This is a genomic window from Paraburkholderia sp. C35, from assembly GCF_003121405.1.
GTDB lineage: Bacteria > Pseudomonadota > Gammaproteobacteria > Burkholderiales > Burkholderiaceae > Paraburkholderia.
Map to the genome: position 1 here is coordinate 1 of NZ_QBUY01000005.1, position 20,887 is coordinate 20,887.

19 protein-coding genes are annotated in these 20,887 nt (G+C 60.5%); 14 read left to right on the forward strand and 5 right to left on the reverse strand.

The features are described 5' to 3' along the window. Window positions 1-128 precede the first annotated feature (128 nt). From DK391_RS04530 to DK391_RS04575, 9 genes are all read left to right on the forward strand, one after another. Entirely contained in the window at window positions 129-1,121 is a 993-nt protein-coding gene (locus DK391_RS04530; RefSeq protein WP_239482698.1) for a dipeptidase, read from the forward strand. A gap of 42 nt (window positions 1,122-1,163) precedes the next feature. Then, window positions 1,164-2,720, forward strand: coding sequence for a BCCT family transporter (locus tag DK391_RS04535; protein WP_109476804.1), 1,557 nt, complete (start codon window positions 1,164-1,166; stop codon window positions 2,718-2,720). Next, window positions 2,717-4,468 carry a hypothetical protein gene (locus DK391_RS04540; protein WP_204117285.1) on the forward strand — a complete coding sequence of 584 codons (1,752 nt, stop codon included), beginning with the start codon at window positions 2,717-2,719 and terminating at the stop codon, window positions 4,466-4,468. Before DK391_RS04535 ends, DK391_RS04540 begins: the two co-directional genes overlap by 4 nt. A gap of 17 nt (window positions 4,469-4,485) precedes the next feature. Then, window positions 4,486-5,196, forward strand: coding sequence for a DUF3726 domain-containing protein (locus DK391_RS04545; RefSeq protein ID WP_162600669.1), 711 nt, complete (start codon window positions 4,486-4,488; stop codon window positions 5,194-5,196). Then, a complete protein-coding gene (locus DK391_RS04550; RefSeq protein ID WP_109476806.1) occupies window positions 5,186-5,596 on the forward strand; it encodes a RidA family protein in 411 nt (136 codons plus the stop codon). The genes DK391_RS04545 and DK391_RS04550 overlap by 11 nt, the downstream gene beginning before the upstream one ends. Window positions 5,597-5,992: 396 nt before the next feature. After that, on the forward strand, window positions 5,993-6,469 hold the full coding sequence (locus tag DK391_RS04560) for a hypothetical protein (protein WP_109476808.1): 477 nt from the start codon (window positions 5,993-5,995) through the stop codon (window positions 6,467-6,469). Between the two features lie 467 nt (window positions 6,470-6,936). Beyond that, a complete protein-coding gene (locus DK391_RS04565) occupies window positions 6,937-7,152 on the forward strand; it encodes a rubredoxin (RefSeq protein WP_109476809.1) in 216 nt (71 codons plus the stop codon). 24 nt (window positions 7,153-7,176) lie between these two features. Then, window positions 7,177-7,983, forward strand: coding sequence for a pirin family protein (locus tag DK391_RS04570; protein WP_109476810.1), 807 nt, complete (start codon window positions 7,177-7,179; stop codon window positions 7,981-7,983). A 43-nt stretch (window positions 7,984-8,026) separates the two neighbouring features. After that, window positions 8,027-8,590, forward strand: coding sequence for a 4-oxalocrotonate tautomerase (locus tag DK391_RS04575; protein ID WP_109476811.1), 564 nt, complete (start codon window positions 8,027-8,029; stop codon window positions 8,588-8,590). Window positions 8,591-8,731: 141 nt separating this feature from the next. Here the strand turns inward: DK391_RS04575 and DK391_RS04580 are convergent, their stop codons facing one another. Then, complete coding sequence (locus tag DK391_RS04580; protein WP_343225257.1) at window positions 8,732-9,679, reverse strand: AraC family transcriptional regulator; 948 nt, start codon at window positions 9,677-9,679, stop codon at window positions 8,732-8,734. Between the two features lie 115 nt (window positions 9,680-9,794). Here DK391_RS04580 and DK391_RS04585 point away from each other — a divergent pair, with 115 nt between their 5' ends. Next, the gene (locus DK391_RS04585) at window positions 9,795-10,820 is read left to right on the forward strand and encodes an aldehyde reductase (RefSeq protein ID WP_109476813.1); all 1,026 of its coding nucleotides are present in this window, start codon (window positions 9,795-9,797) and stop codon (window positions 10,818-10,820) included. 110 nt (window positions 10,821-10,930) lie between these two features. Then, complete coding sequence (locus DK391_RS04590; protein ID WP_109476973.1) at window positions 10,931-14,251, forward strand: adenylate/guanylate cyclase domain-containing protein; 3,321 nt, start codon at window positions 10,931-10,933, stop codon at window positions 14,249-14,251. Window positions 14,252-14,371: 120 nt separating this feature from the next. On the opposite strand, the gene DK391_RS04595 is transcribed toward DK391_RS04590, so the two are convergent. Further along, a complete protein-coding gene (locus DK391_RS04595) occupies window positions 14,372-15,397 on the reverse strand; it encodes a D-glycerate dehydrogenase (RefSeq protein ID WP_109476814.1) in 1,026 nt (341 codons plus the stop codon). 159 nt (window positions 15,398-15,556) lie between these two features. On the opposite strand from DK391_RS04595, the gene DK391_RS04600 reads away from it, so the two are divergent. Continuing rightward, complete coding sequence (locus tag DK391_RS04600; protein WP_109476815.1) at window positions 15,557-16,528, forward strand: LysR family transcriptional regulator; 972 nt, start codon at window positions 15,557-15,559, stop codon at window positions 16,526-16,528. A gap of 59 nt (window positions 16,529-16,587) precedes the next feature. Here the strand turns inward: DK391_RS04600 and DK391_RS04605 are convergent, their stop codons facing one another. Then, on the reverse strand, window positions 16,588-17,391 hold the full coding sequence (locus tag DK391_RS04605) for an inositol monophosphatase (RefSeq protein ID WP_109476816.1): 804 nt from the start codon (window positions 17,389-17,391) through the stop codon (window positions 16,588-16,590). A gap of 84 nt (window positions 17,392-17,475) precedes the next feature. Continuing rightward, window positions 17,476-17,943, reverse strand: coding sequence for a cupin domain-containing protein (locus tag DK391_RS04610; protein ID WP_162600670.1), 468 nt, complete (start codon window positions 17,941-17,943; stop codon window positions 17,476-17,478). 127 nt (window positions 17,944-18,070) lie between these two features. Here DK391_RS04610 and DK391_RS04615 point away from each other — a divergent pair, with 127 nt between their 5' ends. Further along, window positions 18,071-18,973 carry a LysR family transcriptional regulator gene (locus DK391_RS04615; protein WP_109476818.1) on the forward strand — a complete coding sequence of 301 codons (903 nt, stop codon included), beginning with the start codon at window positions 18,071-18,073 and terminating at the stop codon, window positions 18,971-18,973. A 54-nt stretch (window positions 18,974-19,027) separates the two neighbouring features. On the opposite strand, the gene DK391_RS04620 is transcribed toward DK391_RS04615, so the two are convergent. Continuing rightward, window positions 19,028-19,945 (reverse strand): LysR family transcriptional regulator, encoded by a 918-nt coding sequence (locus DK391_RS04620; protein WP_109476819.1) that lies wholly within the window; start codon window positions 19,943-19,945, stop codon window positions 19,028-19,030. A gap of 142 nt (window positions 19,946-20,087) precedes the next feature. On the opposite strand from DK391_RS04620, the gene DK391_RS04625 reads away from it, so the two are divergent. Next, complete coding sequence (locus DK391_RS04625; RefSeq protein ID WP_109476820.1) at window positions 20,088-20,852, forward strand: SDR family oxidoreductase; 765 nt, start codon at window positions 20,088-20,090, stop codon at window positions 20,850-20,852. The last annotated feature ends 35 nt before the right edge of the window (window positions 20,853-20,887 follow it).

Consider the following 20,887-nt stretch of genomic DNA (forward strand, 5'->3'; position numbering starts at 1 on the left):
GGCTTCCTCGCGGGGAGGCCGTCTCGTGGGCTCGGATATGTGTATATGAGACAGTGTCGGACCGCAGCCTCGTTCTACACGACGCTGAAAACCTCCTATACACGCGCCTGAACGAAGCGGGGAATGTCATGAGTTTGCATGATTCACTGGTGTTGATCGACGGCACGCAGTATTCGAACTGGAATCGCCAGATTTTCGAGGAAATGCGCGCAGGTGGCGTCACGGCCGTCAACGCGACGATTGTGTACTGGGAGAATGCCCGCGAAACACTGTCGCGCCTCGCCGAATGGAACGCGCGTTTCGAGCGATACCCGGATCTGATCATGCGCGCCCGCACGATGGACGATGTCCTCGAAGCGAAACGCGTGGGTAAAGTCGCGATCCTGTTCGGCCTGCAGAATTGCTCGCCGATCGAGGACGACATCGGTCTGGTCGAAGTGTTTCGCGACCTCGGCGTGCGCACGATGCAGTTGACGTACAACAATCAGAGCCTGCTTGCCACGGGCTGCTACGAGTCAACCGATAGCGGTATCACACGCTTTGGTCGCGCGGTGATCGCGGAGATGAATCGCGTCGGCATGATCGTCGATATGTCGCACAGCGCCGAGCAATCGACGCTCGAAGCGATCGCGCTCTCCACCCGGCCCATCGTGATCAGTCATGCGAATCCATCGTTCTTTCATGCAGCGAAGCGCAACAAGTCGGATGACGTGTTGCGTGCGCTTGCTGAAAGCGGCGGCCTGATCGGTTTCAGTCTTTACCCGTTTCATCTGAAGAACGGCAGCCGCTGCACATCGGGCGATTTCACCGACATGGTGGCGCGCGCCGTGGATCTGATCGGTATCGATCATGTCGGCATCGGCAGTGACCTGTGTCAGGCGCAACCGTATGCCGTGCTCGAGTGGATGCGCAACGGACGCTGGAGCAAAGAAACCGACTACGGCGAAGGCAGCGCCGCGAACGCGGCCTGGCCCGAGCCTGTCAGCTGGTTCGGCTCGAACGCGGACTTCCCGAATCTCACGGCAGCACTCAGCCACGCCGGATTCGCCGACGCCGAAGTCGCAAAGATCATGGGCGGCAACTGGATGCGCATTCTGCGAGACAGCGACCACGGCCGCTAGTGGCCGCGCGCGCACAAGACTATATTCATCCCTGGAGGAGACATGGAAATACAGACCACGCCGGATCTCGCCGCGACGCGAGAGCAGCCGGCCACACACAAGGGACGCATCGACTGGTCCATCTTTCTCATCAGCGGCGGCTTTTTCGTGCTGTTTCTGGTGGCGGCGCTTGTCAACCTGTCGTGGTTGTCGACGCTGGTCGATACCGTGTTCGGCTGGGCGACGCGTGGCTTCGGCCTCTACTGGCAGGTGCTGATGCTGGCAACGTTCGTGATCAGTCTCGGGAGCGCGTTTTCGAAGCTGGGGCGTGTGCGGCTAGGCGGGCGCAACCAGGTGCCGTCGAACTCGACGTTCAACTGGGTCGTCGTCATCATGTGCGCGCTGCTCGCGGGTGGCGGTGCAGTCTGGGCCGCCGCCGAACCGCTGATGCACTTCACCAGCCCGCCGCCGTTTTTCGGCGCGGCGCCGCGCACGGAAGCGGCGGGTGTCGCTGCGCTTGCGCAATGGTTTCTGCACTGGGGTTTTCTTGCGTGGGCTGTGCTCGGCAGCCTGCTCGCCATCGTGCTGATGCATCTGCATTTCGACAAAGGCCTGCCGCTCGCGCCGCGTACGCTGCTGTATCCGCTGTTCGGCCAGCGTGCGCTGAAAGGTCCCATTGCCGCAATCGCGGATGCGACCTCGATCATCGCGGTCGCCGCCGGCACGATTGGACCGATCGGATTTCTTGGGCTGCAGATTGCCTACGTGTTGCATTCGGTCTGGCACATGCCCGACACGATCGTCACGCAGGCGCTCGTCATTCTCGCTGTGACCGCGATCTTCACGACGGCTTGCATTGCAGGGCTGGAAGGCTTGCGTTTCGTTTGCAAGATCCATGTGTGGCTGATGCTGGGTCTGGCTGCGTATCTTTACGTGTGCGGTCCGACCGGCTTTCTGACGAGCGTGTTCTTCCAGGCCTTCGCGACACATCTGGTCGACTTCGTGCAGACGGCCATGTATCGCGACGACAGCAAGTGGCTCAATGCATGGACGCTCTTCTATTGGGGTTGGTTCATCGGCTACGCGCCGATCATGGCGATCTACGTCGCGAAGGTCTCGCGTGGACGCACGATCCGCGAGCTGGTTGTGTTGCTGTCGATTGCCGCGCCCATCATCACGATGTTGTGGTTCACGCTGGTGGGCGGTGCGGGCATCGGCATCGAACTGGCGTCGCCGGGCAAGGTCATCGCGCATGGCACCTTGCCGGAGGCACTGCTGCTCGGCGTCGCGCAGGCAATGCCGCTGCGCAATCTGATTTCGGCGCTGTTCCTGTTCCTCAGCTTTTTCTCGGTCGTGACGAATGCGGGCTCGATGGCCTACACGATCGCGATGGCTATCACGGGTGATCGCGGTGAGCCGAAACATTGGCTCAAGATCTTCTGGGCTGTCGGCATGGGACTGGTCGGTGCCGTGCTGATCACGATGGGCTCTGGCGGCGTCAGTGCGTTGCAGTCATTCATCGTCATTACGGCTGTGCCCGTTTCGATTCTGATTTTGCCCTCGCTGTGGGACGCAGTGCGGATTGCGCGCACGATGGCCGCCGAACAGGGAGTGCAATGATGGATGCCGAAGTCATGCTCAACAATGTGAAGGACCAAACGCAGACAGAGGCGCGCGACACTCGCCTCACGCTGCGCAGCGCCGATCGCACGAATCGTACGGAATATCTCGGCGCGATGCATGGGACGCGGCTCAGCTTCGTGCGCTCACTCGTGAGACGGATGGCCCGCGATAGCTGGCGCATCCGCATCGCGCAGATGGAACTCGACGATAACGGCTACGGCTTTTGCGTCTATTCGATCGAGGCATACGGCGAGCGCTACAGCCAGGTGATCTTTTCGCAGCATCTCGATGCCGCCGATCGTACGGATCGCGTGATTGCGCAAAAGTGGGACATTACCTCGGCGCTCGTCTGCGGTGTGCCGCAGGCTGCCGACCTCGAGCAGTTGCGTGCGAACGTGCCATTGCAGGAAGCAGGCCGGTTGGGCGCCAACGATGTCGTGCTGTGCCGCGCGAACAAGAGCGTGCGCAACTTCGACTATGTCGTGAACTGCCTCGCGGACGGCAAGCAGCCGGACCCCGCGATCTTCGAGCGCGTCGGTTACCTGATCCGCACTACAGCGGTGTATGGCAACGGCAAGTTCGGTATCGCCGACTATCCGAGGCTCATGGACAGTCAGGCGTTCCGCTCGGGTTTTTCGGCGCAGATGTGCGCCGTGTTCTTGCTGCGCGATTTCAGCGTGCGCCTCGCAGAACATATCGCCACGCGGCGCAATCCACGCACGGCAGTGAAGCTGGCACGCAGCTATCGACGCTACCTCGGCGTTGGCAACGCTACGGGCCTGGGCATGGCGCCGTTTCTGGTGCGTCACCCTGTGCTGCTCGATCAGTGGATGCGCGGACGCGAGACGGCCCTTGCACGTGTGCTGAACGTCGAGCACGCCGACGCGGCTACGTTCGGGCGCGCAGGCAATCTGCTCGCACGTGCCGCGCGCCACATCGCCCAGGTGCACACCGATCATCCGCGCGAAGCGGCTCGGAACAGGCAGATTCTGGGTGAGGTGCCTCGCATCGAACAGGCGTTGCAGCGCGAAGCTGCGACGTGTGCCGCTTATCCGTGGCGCACGCTGCTGGCACACACGGAAAAAGATGTGTCGAGTGCGACGCAGGAGGTGCTGGTTTCAGTGCTGCTGGAACTGTATCCGGATCTCGTCGATTCGATCGACTGTGGCGGGCCTGTCGACGAATCGCTCAGCCTCGATTCCGACATGGACGTTGGCGACCTGCGCGAGCTGGTTGAACGCGACTATCGATGGGCGCTCACAGGTCCCGCTGCACATCGCGATGACGACCATTTCTTCTGGTATCGATCCGCAGAGAAAGAGGAGCCGCGTCTGGGCGTGCGAGCGGAAGAGCCCGGAGCCGAACTCGAGATGCCGCTCGATATCGCGCGTCAGGTGTGCCGTCTTCACGATTCGCTGAGGTCTTACGAAGACAGCGATGCAAGTGTCGCCGCGTTTGTTTGCGCATATCCGCAGCATCGCGCAATCGTGCGTCGGGTGCAGACCCTTGCGGGCAATGCGTATGGCGAAATTCGCGAAAACCTGCTCGCGCGGGACACGCTGCCCATCGATCTCATGCGCGCCAAGCTCGCGATGTTCGGCGCCAGCAAGTTCGATCCCAAGTCGAACCTGTGGGTACGCGTGACGCTGTTCCAGGGAGCGCCGATGCTCGACGATCTGGCGCCCGACATGATCGACGACTGGATTTTTCCGTGTGTCCCGAATGGGAACGAAACAGGGAACTGACAAACATGAAGATGGCGATGAACGAACTGGCCGCACTGTGCCGGGCGGCGCTCGAAGGGAGCGGCTGGCAGCAGGGCGACTACGAGGATGCGGCGGACGCGGCAGTCTGGCTTCAGGCAGTCGGGTTCGAGGGCGTGGAGGCATTGAACGGGCTGCTCGGCGCTGCGCCCGGCGAGCGTTATGCCGTGCAAGGCGGACTGGATAGAAACCCCGAGTTCGAACGGGCACGGGGGCTGGTAGGCTGCCTGCTCGCATTTGAACTGGCGTGGGCACAGGCGAGCCGTGACGGTGTCGGCATCGTACGTGTCGAGCAGGCCCTCGCACCGCGCCTCGCGCTTCATGGGCTCAGGATGATGAGCGCGCGTGGACGCCGCTTCGACCTCTCGTGGCATGAGGCAGGTTGTCAGCACTTCGCGACCACCACGGGACATGATGCGTTTCCGTCATATCTCGGTTGTGTCGCTGGTGGAAAGCCGGACGGGACAGATATCGTGGTGTGCTGCCGCACGAACGATGCCTTGCCGCCTGCTTTCGATATCGTCAAAGATCTCCGTGATGAGGTCAGCCCGGCTGAGTTCGAAGCGCGTTATTACGAAACGCTCTGGCGTGGCGTCGAACTAGACGACGCGCAGCTTGCGCGTCTTGGCGAATGGAAAAACCGGGTACTCGTGGAAGCGACGGCGGCCTCGCGTGCACACGGCGCAGGAGGGCAGGACGATGGCTTTTGAGCGCGACACGAATACGGAGAGGTCGGTTGTGCCGATCCGGACAGGACTGCCGCAAAGCGAAAAATCGCTATTCGAATGGGCCGTGGCGGCCAACGGCATGCTGTACACAGCGCAGATTCCAGTTGGAGCCGATGGCGCGGTTGTCGGCGGTGGCATCGAGGCTCAGGTAAAGCAGGTTTTTGCCAATCTCTTTCAGACACTCGCTGCCGCAGGGTCATCCGCACAGGACGTAGCGCAGGTGCTGATCTACGTCACCGATCGTGCATGGCTGCCGATTGTGAATACAGCTTGGCTCGCTAATTTCGACAAGCCTTTTCCGAATCGCGCGTCGTTCGTGGTGGCGGGACTTGCACGGGAGGAAATGCTCGTTGAGCTAGTGGCTTATGCATCCGTTCGATGAGGGTGTGTAGGGAGGGTTGAGCAATTGCAAGCGGAAGCGCGCGGATTCGGAACTGATGAGATCCTGTATTTCAGAAGACCGGTGATAGCGCACCTTCTCTGGCTCGCACAATTGTGGCGGACGACACCCATGCCCCGGCCAAACCGAAGCATAAGCCGAGACTGATCGCTCGCGGGGCGCAGCCCTTGCTCGAGGCCCAGTTTGGTGTCGCGGCGGGTGCGACGCTTGCACAACAGAATCGCGAAGACTTCGTGAAAGTACATCGCTACTGGCTAAGTAGCCTCATCGACCGCGGCCTCGGTAACTGTTGAGGAGCCTATATGGATGACGAGGACATATACGTCTGTCCGCTTCGAGAGGTTATAGTCGGAAGGTTCAAGAAATTGGGTGAGTGAAATGTTAAAGAAGTCGATTTGGGCGCTATTCTTTGCATGTGGGATTGCGCATGCTAAAGACGCAATGGTCTCATGTGACGGTTCATACCAGGCAAGCGTTTCCCGGCTCGGCGTTCTGACAATCGAAGGGAAGAGTGGCGACTCCGAGACCGTGAAAATTGGCCATCGTGTTGATGGAGGAAAGTTTAGTCACGATGATATATATCTGGTTTTGTATGGAATGCCGTTTAAGGCGAGTGCGAATTCCCCGCAAGCAAACTACCTGACACTGTACAAGCTGGGAAATGACAAGAAGGTAGTGGTGAAGCAAGCGTACGGAGCGGGAATCTATTCCGCAGATTTCAGTATGGACGGGAAATTCGTGGCGATCACCACACGCCTCGGTGTGGACGTACTCGATATTGAGAAGAGATCGATCGAACGCCATGATCCTGCCTATACCCCGGAATTCTCGCTGCAATCGTGCGATAAAAATTAGACTCGGAAAGGTATGGTTGCCTATCTGGATTAACAGTCCGAATGCTGCGGATAGGTGAGGGTAGTATCGCCTTTGAATCGAGCGGATGATTCATGATGATAAAACGTACGATGTTCGTGGCGAGCATCTAATTGCTCGTGAATGATCCAGGCCGGTCCGTCTGGCGCGTCCAGTCATGCAGGTTGCTGACTGACTGCCTTGCCGCAGAACTCGCATTAGCCGACTGACAGCATCGAGTCAGGACGCTGTCGACACGCCTCTAAAAGATCCGATGATCCGTACGCGCGATCTAAACCCTGGGCGCGCGGAGTCCACGTGCAGAATCCCACGTCATGCAATGTCAGCCGTCTCCAGCCGGTCGACATGCAATGCCTTAATTCCACGCTAAGTCTCGCTCCCTAATCTCCAACCTGTAGTAGCGCGCTACTCAACCAATCTGGCGCTACGCAGACACTGGAGATCAGTAGATGGACACCCCGCTTAAACGCTTCTTCTGCCTCGGCTGCGGCTTCTCATATGACGAGGCGCTCGGCTTGCCTGAGCACGGCGTTCCGCCCGGAACCCGCTGGGCCGACCTTCCCGACGACTGGTGCTGTCCCGACTGCGGGACCCCAAAGAGCAAGTTCGAAATGGTCGAAATCGGCTACGCCCAAGGCGCGCCTCATCTGGCGCAGAACGCCTGACTACCAGTTAAAGGAACCCAAGAAATGGCACAGCAATTCGTCATTCGCGCCAACGAGCGCAACCATGCCATCGACCGTTCAGAGGGTCGGAATGCTGCGTATGTATCCGGGCGTAAGCCGAACTACGTCAGCCGCGAGTCGAGCTTTAATTTTCATGATTTTCAGAGCGGGCGCCCCGGCTTTGGTGCAATCCGCGTATTCGGCGATGAAATTTTCCACGGGGAAGGCTGCGGCTACAACATGCATCCTCACCATAACTTCGTCATTTGCGCCTTCGTGCTTGAAGGCGAACTGACCCACATCAACACCGCCGGACGTGGCGTGGTCGACCAGCTTCGTCAAGGCGACTATTACGTCTTTTCCGCCGGCTCAGGCGGCAAGCATTCCGAACTGAGCATCGGTGAGGAAGACATGCATGCCATTTATCTCTGGTTGATGCCGAACAAGCTTTACCTGCCGACGACTTATCACCGGGCTCACTTCGACTTCCGCCGACGCCGCAACCGCATCGTGCAACTGATCGGCGATAGCGACGACGCCTTGCCAGTCCCTCAGGATGTACGCGTTTCACGTCTCGTCACGGATCGCGACGGCACGTACACGTACACGCCGCGCAGTGTCGACCATGGCACGTATGTGTTCGTGAAAGAAGGCCAGGTACGGTGTGGAGACGTGACGCTTGGACCGAAGGACAGTTTGGGTATTAGTGGCGTCGAGAACTTCGAATGTGTCGTCGCGGACACCAGCGATGTGTTTTTTGTGGAGACCGTGCTGATCAACGAAGAAGCTCGGGTCGAAGCACGGAAGCAGGAATACGCCGCTTACCTCTGAGGAGCGGATTCTGTTGAAGCCTTTAAAACTGTAGGAGAGAACGATGCCTGTTATGAATGTACGCTACGCGGTGGGAAGCCTCGACGCTGCCAGTAAAGCGGTGTTGGCCAATCGGTTGACAGAGGTTCTGATTCAGATGGAAGGGGGTGCCAACACGCCCGGCGGTCGCGATTTTGCCTGGGTGCGTTTCGACGAATCCGCGCGGGACGACTTCTGGATCGGAGGGCAGTCGAACGTCGGTGCGGAGATTGGCCCCACGTTCCTGGTCGATGTCACGATTCCAGAAGGATATATGAACCGCACGCACAAAAACGAAGTGCATTCGTGGGTCGCCTCTGCCATCTCGGAAGCCACTGGTCACGCCGCATCTGATGTTCCTCTCCTGACGGTCATCACTGAGGTACCCGAGGGCAACTGGTCGACCCGTGGTGTGCCAATCAGCCTCGAAACGACGGCCGTTGTGGTCGGCCTGCCATCTGATGGTGAGCGCCTGCGATGGTCGCGGAAGTATTTTGAAGCGAAGGCACGCGCACTTGCAGCGGCAGATTACCCGTCGGACATGGGCGGTTTGTTGCCATCGATGTCGGGAGATGTACGGAAGACCTAGGCGTTTCTTTATCAGGTACACGATCTGAAAACAATCGTGGCAGAAGTATCGGGTTGTGGCGAGCGCGGCGCTGCGCTCGCTGTTGTGTCAGCATCTGGGCGTGGCCTGAGCGGCTTGCGCCTGGATTTGCACTGAGCACGATCATGGCGATTCATGCTCGGACTCCAGAATCTCAACGTGCTCACCGGATGATCGCGCCGCGTTGCGATATTCCCTCGGCGAGTGTCCGGTTGCTCGCTTGAAAGCGTTACTGAACGCACTTTCTGACGCATAGCCAATTGATTCTGCAATGACTGCAACTGGCGTCGCGCCATCCCGTAACGCGCGCTCCGCGAGACGCATGCGCCATTCTGCGAGATAGGTCAGAGCGGGCAAGCCGGCCGTGGTTTTGAAGCGCACTGCGAAGGTGGTGCGTGACATCGCGCACGCGTCGGCCAGCTCTTCAAGGCGCCAGTTGCGCGCGGGTTCACCGTGCATCAAGCTCAGCGCCGGCGCGAGGCGCGGGTCGCTCATCGCGCGGAACCAGCCAGCGGACAGCACCGCGTCGGACTCCATGTGCGCGCGCAGAATCTGGATGAACAGCAACTGCGCCAGATGTGCGGTCGCTAGCTGCGCGCCGGGTTGGGTATCGGTGCGTTCTGCAACGAGTTCGGCGAGCAGCCACCGGAACGTGGTGGCTTGTGCGCGCGACGCATCGATTCTGATCCACGGCGGAAGGACATTCGCCAGCAACTGGCCGCTCGCGGCATCCAGCAGAACATGTCCGCCGATATACGCGAAGTCCTGGCCGTCGCCGATTCGTACGGGCGACTTTCCGGCGCCCGAGAAGAGGCTCATCGCATCGACGGGAACAAGATCTGGTTCGCTCGACACGACGAACGGTCGCGGCATGGTCATCAGCCCGACATCGCCCTCGGCGAAGCGGATGGGTTCGGCTTCGCCCTCAATGTTGACCCAGCAATGGCCGCGCACAATGGCAAAAAACTTGATCCTGGTGGGCGCTGGAAAGCGGATGGCCCACGGGCCGCTCGCGGAAAAGCCGCCCGTCACGAGGGACTGGGCGCTGGTCAGCCTAAGAATGTCGGACAAGGGATCAGCGTTCATTTTCGTACTATTGCGCAACTAAGTCGCACTTTCAAGCATTCTGCGTACGCCCGCGTGCCGTTAATCTGATCGAACTTCAACACAAGGAAAGATCGATTTCATGAACGGCGAATTGGTTTTGGTGACCGGCGGCACTGGCTTCATTGCGCAGCATTGCATTCTGGCGCTGCTTGAGCGCGGCTATCGCGTGCGGACGACGGTTCGCTCGCTTGCGCGGGAAAAAGAGGTGCGCGCGCAGTTGCGGGTCGGCGGAAATGTCGCGGACGATCGCCTTTCGTTCGTCGAGGCCGATCTGTCCGACGACGCCCGCTGGCATGACGCGATGTCGGGCTGCGTGTACGTATTGCACGGCGCATCGCCCACGCCATCGGGTGAACAGGTCAACGAAGACGACTGGGTTCGACCCGCAGTCGAAGGCAACCTGCGTGTGCTGCGTGCCGCGCGCGATGCGGGTGTGCGTCGGGTGGTACTGACGTCCGCGTTCGGGGCGATCGGCATGGGACATCCGCCCGAATACCGGCGTCCTTTCGATGAAACGGACTGGAGCGATCTGACGGGCAATGTCGCGCCGTATCAGAAATCGAAAACGCTGTCGGAGCGGGCCGCGTGGGACTTTATCAAGCGTGAGGGCCACAGGCTGGAGCTGTCGGCGGTGAACCCCGTGGCAGTGCTCGGCCCAGTGCTAGGCGCGGATTTCTCGCATTCCACGCGCATCATCAAAAGCCTGCTGGATGGGCAGCCGGGATGCGTAAACATTAACTCGTGTTTCGTCGATGTCCGCGACGTCGCCGATCTGCATCTGTTGGCAATGACCGATCCCGCCGCTAACGGCGAGCGGTTTCTCGCGACAGCTGACGCGAGCCTGCGGATGATCGATGTCGCGAGGATACTGCGAGACAGGCTCGGCGCGGTAGCGGGCAAGGTACCGACCAACGTCTTGCCGGACGAGCAGGTCCGCAAGCATCCCGGTATGAAGTCGATCGCGCCTTTGCTCGGCATCGACATGAATGCAACGAGTGCAAAAGCTATCCGCCTGCTAGGCTGGAAGCCGCGTTCAAGCGAAGAAGCCATCATCGCGAGTGCGGAGAGTTTCCTGCGGCTCGGCTTGCTCGACCAGCAAGCGTAAATCGCATCGCGAGCGGTATTTCGCTCACGATGCTAACCATGATGCCGGCCAGCACAGATCAGCTATCTCTCCTACCATTGCATGAGGCAGCCGCCTTCCGGAGAGCAGCGGTGGAAAGCATTGCAGAGTGGCTGGCATCACTCGGCTTGTCTGAGTATGCACAGCTCTTTGTCGAAAACGGTATCGATCGGTCGGTCCTTCGCGATCTCACCGATCAGGATCTGAAGGATCTCGGCGTCCTGCTCGGGCATCGCCGCAAGATGCTGCGCGCCATCGCCGAACGTGGCGACGGCGCTCTCGCACTATCTCCGGTTGGCGCGTCGCCTGTGCCTCGTGATGATGCAGACCGCCGTCAGATCACCGTCATGTTTTGCGATCTGGTCGGTTCGACTGCGCTGTCTACGCGGCTCGATCCAGAGGATTTACGGCAGATCATCAGCGCTTATTACCGCGGTTGCGCCGACATCATTACCACGGCGGGCGGCTTCATCGCAAAGTATCTGGGCGATGGCGTACTGGCCTACTTTGGTTACCCGCAGGCGCACGAGGACGACGCGGAACGGGCGGTGCGCGCGGGTCTGACGCTTGTGCGCCCGATCGGCAAACCCGATTCCGGGTTGCACGAGAGCTTGCGCGTGCGGATCGGGGTCGCTACGGGTGTCGTGGTAGTGGGTGATCTCGTCGGCGAAGGCGCGGCCTTGGAGCATGGCGTTGTCGGCGACACACCTAATCTCGCTGCACGGCTACAGACCCTGGCTGAGCCAGGAACCGTGGTGATTTCTGCCAGCACGCAGCGGCTGACGGCCGGGCTGTTTGACTACCGTGACATGGGCTTTGCCACCGCCAAGGGTTTTGACGAACCCGTGCGGGTCTGGCAAGTGCTCGGCCCTAGCGAGGTCGAAAGCCGCTTCGAAGCGTTGCACGCGAGCACGTTGACGCCAATTGTCGGGCGCGACGAAGAATTCGGGCTGCTGCTCCACCGATGGCAGCGCGTCAAGAACGGCGAAGGGCAGGTTGTGCTGCTTTCCGGCGAGCCAGGTATCGGGAAATCGCGGCTGACCACTGCTCTCGAAGAGCGGCTCCAGTTCGAGCCACATGAGCGCTTGCGGTACTTCTGCTCGCGTCGCCATGAAGAGAGCGCCTTCTATCCCTTCATCGCCCAGCTCGAGCGGGCGGCTAACTTGCGGCGTGACGATACCGCCGAACAACGTCTCGACAAACTGGAGAAAGTGCTTGCATTGGCCATCGACAATCTGGGCGAGGCCGCAGCGCTGATGGCGGCATTGCTATCGATCTCGACGCAAGATCGATACCCTAACCTCAATCTCACGCCGCAGAAGCAAAAAGAAAAGACGCTGGACGCAATCCGTGCGCAGATCGACGGTCTGGCAACGCGCCAGCCGCTGCTGATTCTGTTCGAAGACGCGCATGGGGCCGATCCCAGTTCACTCGAAGCGTTGGACCGGCTGGTCGATCGTATTGCCACTCTGCCTGTCCTGTTGATCGTCACGTTTCGGCCTCACTTCATCCCGGCGTGGGTTGGTCGCCCAGAGGTGATGCTTCTCACGCTGAATCGTCTGCAGCCTCGGCAGCGCGCGGAAATGATCGGGCGAATCACCGGTGGCAAGGCACTGCCGAAAGAGATCGCTGACCGGATCATCGAGCGAACAGATGGCATACCGCTGTTTGTCGAAGAGCTGACCAAGACCGTGCTGGAGAGCAGCGTACTTCGTGAGCAAAACGGGTGCTACGTCCTCGACGGTCCTCTGCCACCGCGGGCGATCCCGATGACGCTGCACGCATCGCTGATGGCGCGTCTCGATCGGCTGGCTTCGGCTGCACGGGATGTAGTGCAAATCGCCGCTGTAATCGGCCGTCGATTTTCTTATGAGCTCATCAGTGCGGTCGCGTCGATGCCCACGGAGCGCCTCGACGACGCACTGGATCATCTCGTCGGTGCGGAGCTCGTTTTCCAGCACGGGACGCCACCCGATGCGGAATACACCTTCAAGCATGCGCTAGTGCAAGACGCCGCTTACAGTTCGCTGTTACGGGAACGGCGGCAGCAATTGCACGCGCGCATTGCTATCGAGCTCGAAGATCATTTTTCCGACGTAGCGGAGCAACAGCCGGAAATCCTGGCTGAACACTGTGCCCAGGCCGGTTTAACGGAGAAGGCAGCCCGCCTGTGGCGACGCGCGGGTCACAATGCTGCAAAACGCGCCGCGCATCGCGAGGCGTCGGTCTTGTTCGAGAAAGCTCTGACTGCCTATGCGGTTCTGCCGTCTTCGGTCAACACATCTTGCGAAATCATCGACGTCCGATGGGATCTTCATCACTCGCTTTATCCGTTGGGAGAACTGGAACGTGACCGCGCGAATCTCGAGAAGGCGAAGCGACTTGCCGAAGAGTTGGGTGATGAGGTACGGCTATCACGCGTCTTATCGAGGTTGACATATAGTCTCGGCTCGTTAGGCGATCTCGCAGGTGCCGTTGAGGCGGGCGAACGCGCGCTCGCGCTGGCAGAGCGGCAAGGTGACCTTGATGCGAAGGCTCGTGTGACCATGATGCTCGCAAGGTCCCAGTATGGGCGCGGAGACTATGAGCGCGCGGTGGAACATGCGCGACAGGTGCTAACAATCCTCCATGCGCGTCGGCACGGCCCCGATGAGACCTATCTGCAATTCACGCCTGTGACCGCTCGTATCTGGTTGGTGCTGAGTCTTGCCGAACTCGGCCGATTTGACGAGGCCACTGTCTTTGGACAGGAGGCGACCGACATGGCCCGAGGGATGAATGCGCCTGAGGAAATGATTTTTGCCGGTCTCGGTGTCGGCCGGATGCACCTCATTCGAGGGAATCTAGAACTTGCTGTCGAGGCCCTTGAGCCGGCACTGGCTATGTGCAAGGGCGCTGAGTTTCCAATCTATGTTTCCCGGATAGCGTCGAGTCTTGGAACTGCGTATGCGTCGCTCGGTCGGGCAAATGAGGCCCTCTCTCTTTTGGACGAAGCGATTCGTCACGCGGCGGCCAGTAACTTGAAGTTCGGCCAATCCCTGGCGTTTTCGAGTTTCGGCCGAGTGTGCCAACTCGCGGGTCGAGGCGACGAAGCCTTTACTCACGCACACGACGCAGTTGATGTGGCTCGGGCCTGCGGCGAACGAGGCAATGAAGGTTGGGCATGCCACCTGTTGGGCGATCTGGCCTCTGGTGCCAGCGCTAGCTCTACGAGCATCGAGGAAGCTCGCAATCACTATCGCTCGGCGTTGATAGTTGCCCACGAGCTTGGAATGCGTCCGTTGCAGGCGCAGTGCCTGTATGGGCTATCTCGACTGGAAGAGATGACCGGAAACGAATCATTGGCCAGGCAGAATGCAGCAGACGCGGGCTCGCTTTACCAGGAAATGGGTATGAAACAACGGCTTGGGTAAAGTCCGTTTTGCCTCGCAGCGATCATTCTCGCGGAGCCATTCCATCGAGAAGCCGCCATAGACTGACTCTGCAGACTCAAACGCAATTTCGGTCGGCACTCTGCACGGCCCGCTTTCCGGCTACAAAAAAATTCGAAAGCCAGATTGATGCGATGCACGCCTATCCAGCACCTCGGGATTCAGGATGCTCGGCGGTCGACCCGCACGTGGGCCGATATCGAGCGCCGCAAGCAGGTTATCGACAGCGTGGTTGGCGTTCGCGCGACGCGTTGCGATTGTCGCGCTGCCAGTGTGCGGCGTCATCACGAGGTTTGGGGCGCGATGCAGTTCCGGATGCACCGCCGGCTCGTTTTCGAAGACATCGAGTCCAGCGGCAGCGATTGTGCCCGCAACAAGTGCCTGTGCCAGTGCGGCGTCGTCGATGATGCCACCGCGTGCGATATTGACGAGCGTAGCCGAGCGTTTCATCCGGGCGAGCTGCGGGGCGCCGATCAGATGGTGCGCCTGCGCGCTGTACGGCAGCGCCAGGATGACGTGATCCGCTTCGCCGAGTAGCGTGTCGAGCGGCACATGACTCGCCCGGGTTTGTTTCTCCACTGCGGGCGCGAGCCGCGTCCGGTTGTAGTACCGCACGTTCATGTCGAAGCCTGCTGCGCGACGCGCAATCGCCTGACCGATGCGTCCCATACCGACGATCCCCAACGTCGATCGGTGCAGGTCCATGCCAAGCATCAGGTCATACGCGAAACCGCGCCACGCGCCGGAGCGCACCAACTGGTCACTCTCGATCATGCGTCGCGAAGCGGCGATCAGCAGACCCCATGCGAGATCGGCGACGCTTTCGTTCGACAGATCTGGCGCATTCGTCGCGATGATGGATGCGCGCGTCATGGCAGGAAGATCGAAGTTGTCGTAACCAACCGATGCATTGCTCACCGCCCGCAAATGTGGCGCACTGTTGATCAGAGCCTGATCGATGCGATCGGTGCCTAGCAATAACGCACCCGTTTTGTCAGCCATCCGGCGTCGCAACTCATCGGGTCCAAATGGAACGTCGCCCTCGTTGTATTCGATGTCGAAGTGCGACTTGAGCCGTTCGACGACGTCTGGAAAGGTCGCGCGTGGAACCAGGACTTTGTGCTTCATGGGGTTGAGCTCGCTTCAGGTCACATCCAATAGCTGCCACTCTAGGAGATTCGGTTTCAAGTGAATAGTAGGTGCTGGGTTGCATCAGTATCAATTTAAGGTTGATACTGACTACCTCGCGCGACCGTTATGCTCGTGCTCCCACAGTAGACATGCACCATGCCTATCAACGACTTCAAGGCCATCGCGACGTTCGCGAAGGCTGTGGAACTCGGCAGCATCCGGCAGGCGGCGCTCGCCCAGGGCGTCACGCCTCAGGCGGCCAGTCAGACCATCGCGCAACTGGAGCAGCGTCTCGGGGTTCGACTGTTGAACCGGACGACACGCGGCCTTTCCCCGACTGAGGAAGGGCAGCGCTTGCTGGAAAACTCGCTACCTGCTCTGGCAGCACTCGACAGGGCGTTGATACTGGCGCAGGAGTCGAAGGACGAGATCGCAGGTCCGCTGCGCATCGTTGGGCCGAAATCCTCGTTCGGTGCGATCCTCATGCCGCTGCTCGACGAATTCTGTCGCGCGCATCCTGGCATTCAGCCTGACGTGCAGCTCGATGACGCTATCGGCAATTGGGTGCTGGATCGTGTCGATGTGGGCTTCCGGTTCGGCGCGTCGGCCAGCGAAGGCGTGATCGGCCGCCAGTTATTTCCGATCCAGATGATCGTGTGTGCAACACCCGGCTATCTCAAGGCGTATGGGACGCCATCGACACTCGACGATCTCGCGACGCATCGCTGCAGCGTGTTTCGGCATCCGGTGACCGGCAAGGTTTCGCCCTGGTATCTGACTGTGGACGGCAAGCTTGAACATCGGCAGATGCCGCCTGCGTTTGCGACGAATGATACGGATCTGGAAGCGCAGGCTGTGCTCGCGGGACAGGCCATCGGTCAACTCGCCAATTTTCTGGCGGCGTCCCATATCCGGGCAGGGCGACTGGTGCCAGTTCTTCTGCAGCATGTCAGCGCGCACACGGGCTTGCATCTCTACTATGGAAGCCGAAGCGCCATGCCCAGGCGAGTCAGAGCGTTTCTCGATCTTGCAATCGCCCGGTTGCAGGATTGCAGTGACTACGTGCTCGCTCACAAAGAGCTCGCGCAGTTTGAATCACGATCGAAGCGGCCCCGTCGCACACGGTAGTGTGTTCCGCGCCGCTGTGCATGAATCTGTTGCGTGTCGTCGGAACCACTGATTTAAACTTAAAGCTGATTGGTTTCCGCACCAGCACGTCCGACAATCGCAACGAGTGCTGAATGCAACTTGCTGTTCGTCGCCAATACGCCGTCGCCGGACCAGCCGAATGCTTCATTGCGTAGATCCGATACTGTGCCGCCGGCCTCGCGGATCAGCAATGCACCGGCAAGCCAGTCGGCGGCATCGTCGCCAGTTTCGAAATAGGCGTCGAGTCGCCCTGCAGCGACATAGGCCAGTTGCAACGAGGTTGCGGCCATTGGACGAACGACGAACACTTCTCTCGCCACCGATCCAAACAGCGCGATCGCCGCTTCCTGGGCTGGTGGACCGATCTGTATGCGCGGCGCGACGGCTGTACCAACGACAGCGGCCTGCAATTCCGCCTTCGGCGAAACGTGGAGGCTGCGGCCATTGAGCGTTGAACCTTCGCCGCGAACCGCGACGAACAGTTCATCCATCGCAGGATCGAATACGACTGAGAAAACAGTCTCGCCACGATGCACGAGGGAAAGCGATGCAGACCACAACGGCAAGCCCTGCAGATAGTGGTAAGCGCCGTCGATGGGATCGTAGAGCCAGTAGGAACTATCAGCGTGATCGGGTCGATCCTCCTCGTCGTTCCAACCGATCTCCGGGTACTTTTCATGCAATGCGTGCCGCAATTGCTGCGTCGCTTCTGCACTGATGCGGGTCACCTGCCCGATCAGTTGCGCAATAGACGCGTCCTGAGCGCCCGAAGGTTGCGTAGACGCGATTTGCAGTGTGATGGTGCGAACGAGGTCGGCACAGGCTCGATAGTCGATCTTCATTCTTTTTTCACTTCCCAGGAAGTTGATCGCGGTCAGTATAGCGAGGGTGGTATCGATACGCTGATGTCGGGTCAGACTGACGGCTTAAGACGCCGTGCGCGGCGGAAGCAACGTGATGCCGAATTGCGTTGCGGCATCGCGCATGCGTACCTTGTCTGCGTCGGTTGGAATACGTGCTTCGACGGGACCGGTCTGCGCATCGGCGCAAGTATCGACGAAGCGTTCAAAGCCGGCAGGCGTGCAGATTACGAGGTAGTGTGCGGTCTGTCCGGTACGATTGATGATCTGATGCTCGGTGCCGCGCGGCAAGACGAGCATGCTACCAGGACGCAAGCATTGCGGTGCGCCGTCGACGATCACTTCGAGTTCACCGTCGAGCATGTGCAGCGTTTCGTCTTCATGCTGATGCCGATGCATCGGTGATGCGCGTCCAGCGGGTGAGAACAGTTCGAGCATGCAATACGCGTTACCCGTCTGATCGCCGGAGACGAGCAGACGAGTCCGCGAGCCGCCGAAGTCATATTCGACGGGCTTGTCATTCAGGACGAACACAGCGGATTCTCCAGATAGTTCAAAAGGCTCAAGCGTTCGCTTGATGGTTCGACTGTACGCGACGTGGGTTGAAAATTTGCCGGCAGCCATGCCGTCTCTTTGATGACAGTTTGTCGGGAATCACGCGATGAAGAATCTCACCCAGTTCGTCAACTTTTCGGCTGTCGCGCGACACGGCAGCTTCGCGCAGGCGGCGCGAGAGTTGGGACTTGCGCCGTCGTCAGTGGCCAAGAGCGTGGCGCGGCTCGAGAACGAGTCAGGCGCGCGACTGTTCCATCGGACCACTCGCTCGGTGACGCTCACGGAAGAGGGGCGGCGTCTCTACGAAAAGGCCGCGCGGCGGCTGCAGGAGATCGAGGCGCTCGATCGCGGATCGGGCGGAGGCGACGACGAGCCGGCTGGCGTGCTGCGGAGCGGAGCGCCCATCGGATACGGCGGACGTGTCGTGCTGCCCGCGATGACGCAGTTGCGGGAGCGCTATCCGTCGCTCGATATCGATCTGCGGTTGTCGGATGAGCGCGTCAACCTGCTGGACGATGGACTGGATGCCGTGGTCCGCTTCGGCGAACTCGACGATTCGACACTGATCGCGCGTCAGATCGACCAGCAGCCGCTCGTGCTGTGCGCAAGCCCGCGCTATCTCGCGCGTCGAGCGCCCATCGGCGCCGTGAAGGATCTGGCGCAGCACTCGCTGATCGCGTTCCGCATGCCGACGACGGGGCGCGAGCGACCATTCGAGTTCATCGAGAACGGCAGCAAGGTCGTCTTTACACCTGACGCGCGCATGTCGATCAGCCATGGTGAATCGTTAGCGGAAGCCGCGGCGCTCGGCGCCGGATTGGCGCAGGTGCCGGCATTTTTCGCGCGCCCGCGATTCGCGGACGGCACGCTCGTCGAAGTATTGCCGCATTGCCGGCCTGAACCGCTGACGGTCAATCTCATCACGCCAGGTTCGAGGGTGCGGCCGGCGAGGGTGCGAGCGCTGATCGATGCGATCACAACCTACGTCGAACAGGCGAACGCGGGTTGAACGGGTTCGCGATCGCGAGTTTTAGTGGGCCATTCTGATCGACGGCTGCGCGCGTTACTTCGGCCACCGCCACGTGGGATCGGAGAGATGATCGGCGAAGTAATCGGACAGCGCGGCCACCTTCGCGGGGCGCGCACGCGCTGACGGCGTCACGAAGTAGAGACCGCCTTTCGTCAGCGACCAGTCGGTCAGAAGCGCTTCGAGACGCCCATCGGCCAGATACTCGCCGGCGATAAATTCGGGCAGTTCGGCGATCGCCAGGCCATCGAGCAGCGTGGGCAACAGCGCATCGGAATTCGTCCCGCGCACCGGACCACTCGGCATCACGGGTTCTTCCTCGCCCGCGTCGATCGTGAAACGCCACACATCGCTACGCGCGCGATACGCATACGAGAGACACGGCCGATCTGCCAGTTCGCGTGGCTGCGCGGGCCGGCCTTCGCGCCGCAGATAGTCCGGCGAGGCCACCACGAATTGCGTCACGGCACACAGCCGCCGCGCCACCAGCGACGAATCGGGCAACGCGGCAATGCGTAACGCCGCATCGAAACCATCGGCGACCAGATCAACCGGCGCATCCGACAGATGCAGGTCGATCGACACCTCGGGATAGGCGCGAAAGAAGCCCGGCAGCAGCGGCGCAACCCAGCGCAGCCCAAACGACATCGGCACGGCGAGGCGCACCATGCCGCGCGGCTGCACCGACATCTCGCGCGCCGCACTCTCCGCTTCCTCGGCCTGCCGGTAGAGCTCGCTGGCTTTCTCGCAGATCGTGCGGCCAAACTCGGTGAGCGACAGCTGCCGCGACGTCCGGTTGAAAAGCCGTGCGCCCAGCCGATCTTCCAGGCGGGCCACGCCGCGCGACACCGTCGCCACTGAGACGCCCATCGTGCGGGCCGCAGCCGCGAACGATCCTTCCTCGGCGACCTTCGCGAACATCGCAAGTCCTTCGAAATCAGGCAGCTTCGCCATTCGTCCTCATTGTTGCATATTTGCAATGTTGGTTTGCAATCAATTCTATTTCGAATAGATCGCGCCGTCGATATTCTCCTCACATCGCAGCACGAAACACCGAACGCCAACATCCACTGAACGAAACGAAAGGAGCAATACCATGGCACGCAAGCACGACAACAAGATCGCACTCGTCACCGGCGCAACCAGCGGCATCGGCCTCGCCACCGCGCAGCGCTTCGCAGCGGAAGGCGCGCACGTTTACCTCACGGGCCGCCGTCAGGCCGAACTCGACGCCGCCGTGAAGAGCATCCACGAAGCGGGCGGCAAGGCGACAGGTGTACGCGTCGACTCCACGAAGCTCGGCGAACTCGACGCGCTGTATGCGCAGATCAAGGAAGAACAGGGACGTCTGGACGTGCTGTTCGCAAACGCCGGCGGTGGTTCGATGCTGCCGTTCGGCAGCATCACGGAAGAGCACTTCGACGACACCTTCAATCGCAATGTGAAGGGCGTGCTGTTCACGGTGCAAAAGGCGCTGCCGCTGCTGGCCAAGGGCGCGTCGGTGATTCTCACGGGTTCGACGGCAGGCAGCGCGGGCACGGCGGCTTTCAGCGTGTACTCGGCGTCGAAGGCAGCGGTGCGTTCATTCGCACGCAACTGGATTCTCGACCTGAAGGACCGCCAGGTCCGCGTGAACACGATCAGCCCCGGCGCGACCCGCACGCCTGGTCTGCTCGATCTGGCCGGTGACGATGCAGCCCAGCGTCAGGGTCTGGCCGATTATCTGGCCGCGCAGATCCCGATGGGACGTCTGGGCGAACCCGAAGAAATCGCGAGCGCGGCGCTGTTCCTCGCCTCGGACGATGCGAGCTTCGTGAACGGCATCGAACTGTTCGTCGATGGTGGACAACAGCAGATCTGAGTGCGGCCTGGCGCGTGGATGCGGTCATTGATGAT

Bases quoted from the DNA above. Each gene is read 5' to 3' on its own strand.
- DK391_RS04575 (WP_109476811.1), top strand. From the start codon at position 8,027: ATGCCTGTTATGAATGTACGCTACGCGGTGGGAAGCCTCGACGCTGCC.
- DK391_RS04605 (WP_109476816.1), bottom strand. From the start codon at position 17,391: ATGAAGATCGACTATCGAGCCTGTGCCGACCTCGTTCGCACCATCACA.
- DK391_RS04570 (WP_109476810.1), top strand. From the start codon at position 7,177: ATGGCACAGCAATTCGTCATTCGCGCCAACGAGCGCAACCATGCCATC.
- DK391_RS04565 (WP_109476809.1), top strand. From the start codon at position 6,937: ATGGACACCCCGCTTAAACGCTTCTTCTGCCTCGGCTGCGGCTTCTCA.
- DK391_RS04585 (WP_109476813.1), top strand. From the start codon at position 9,795: ATGAACGGCGAATTGGTTTTGGTGACCGGCGGCACTGGCTTCATTGCG.
- DK391_RS04625 (WP_109476820.1), top strand. From the start codon at position 20,088: ATGGCACGCAAGCACGACAACAAGATCGCACTCGTCACCGGCGCAACC.
- DK391_RS04535 (WP_109476804.1), top strand. From the start codon at position 1,164: ATGGAAATACAGACCACGCCGGATCTCGCCGCGACGCGAGAGCAGCCG.
- DK391_RS04530 (WP_239482698.1), top strand. From the start codon at position 129: ATGAGTTTGCATGATTCACTGGTGTTGATCGACGGCACGCAGTATTCG.
- DK391_RS04560 (WP_109476808.1), top strand. From the start codon at position 5,993: ATGTTAAAGAAGTCGATTTGGGCGCTATTCTTTGCATGTGGGATTGCG.
- DK391_RS04545 (WP_162600669.1), top strand. From the start codon at position 4,486: ATGAACGAACTGGCCGCACTGTGCCGGGCGGCGCTCGAAGGGAGCGGC.
- DK391_RS04595 (WP_109476814.1), bottom strand. From the start codon at position 15,397: ATGAAGCACAAAGTCCTGGTTCCACGCGCGACCTTTCCAGACGTCGTC.
- DK391_RS04540 (WP_204117285.1), top strand. From the start codon at position 2,717: ATGATGGATGCCGAAGTCATGCTCAACAATGTGAAGGACCAAACGCAG.
- DK391_RS04615 (WP_109476818.1), top strand. From the start codon at position 18,071: ATGAAGAATCTCACCCAGTTCGTCAACTTTTCGGCTGTCGCGCGACAC.
- DK391_RS04550 (WP_109476806.1), top strand. From the start codon at position 5,186: ATGGCTTTTGAGCGCGACACGAATACGGAGAGGTCGGTTGTGCCGATC.
- DK391_RS04600 (WP_109476815.1), top strand. From the start codon at position 15,557: ATGCCTATCAACGACTTCAAGGCCATCGCGACGTTCGCGAAGGCTGTG.
- DK391_RS04620 (WP_109476819.1), bottom strand. From the start codon at position 19,945: ATGGCGAAGCTGCCTGATTTCGAAGGACTTGCGATGTTCGCGAAGGTC.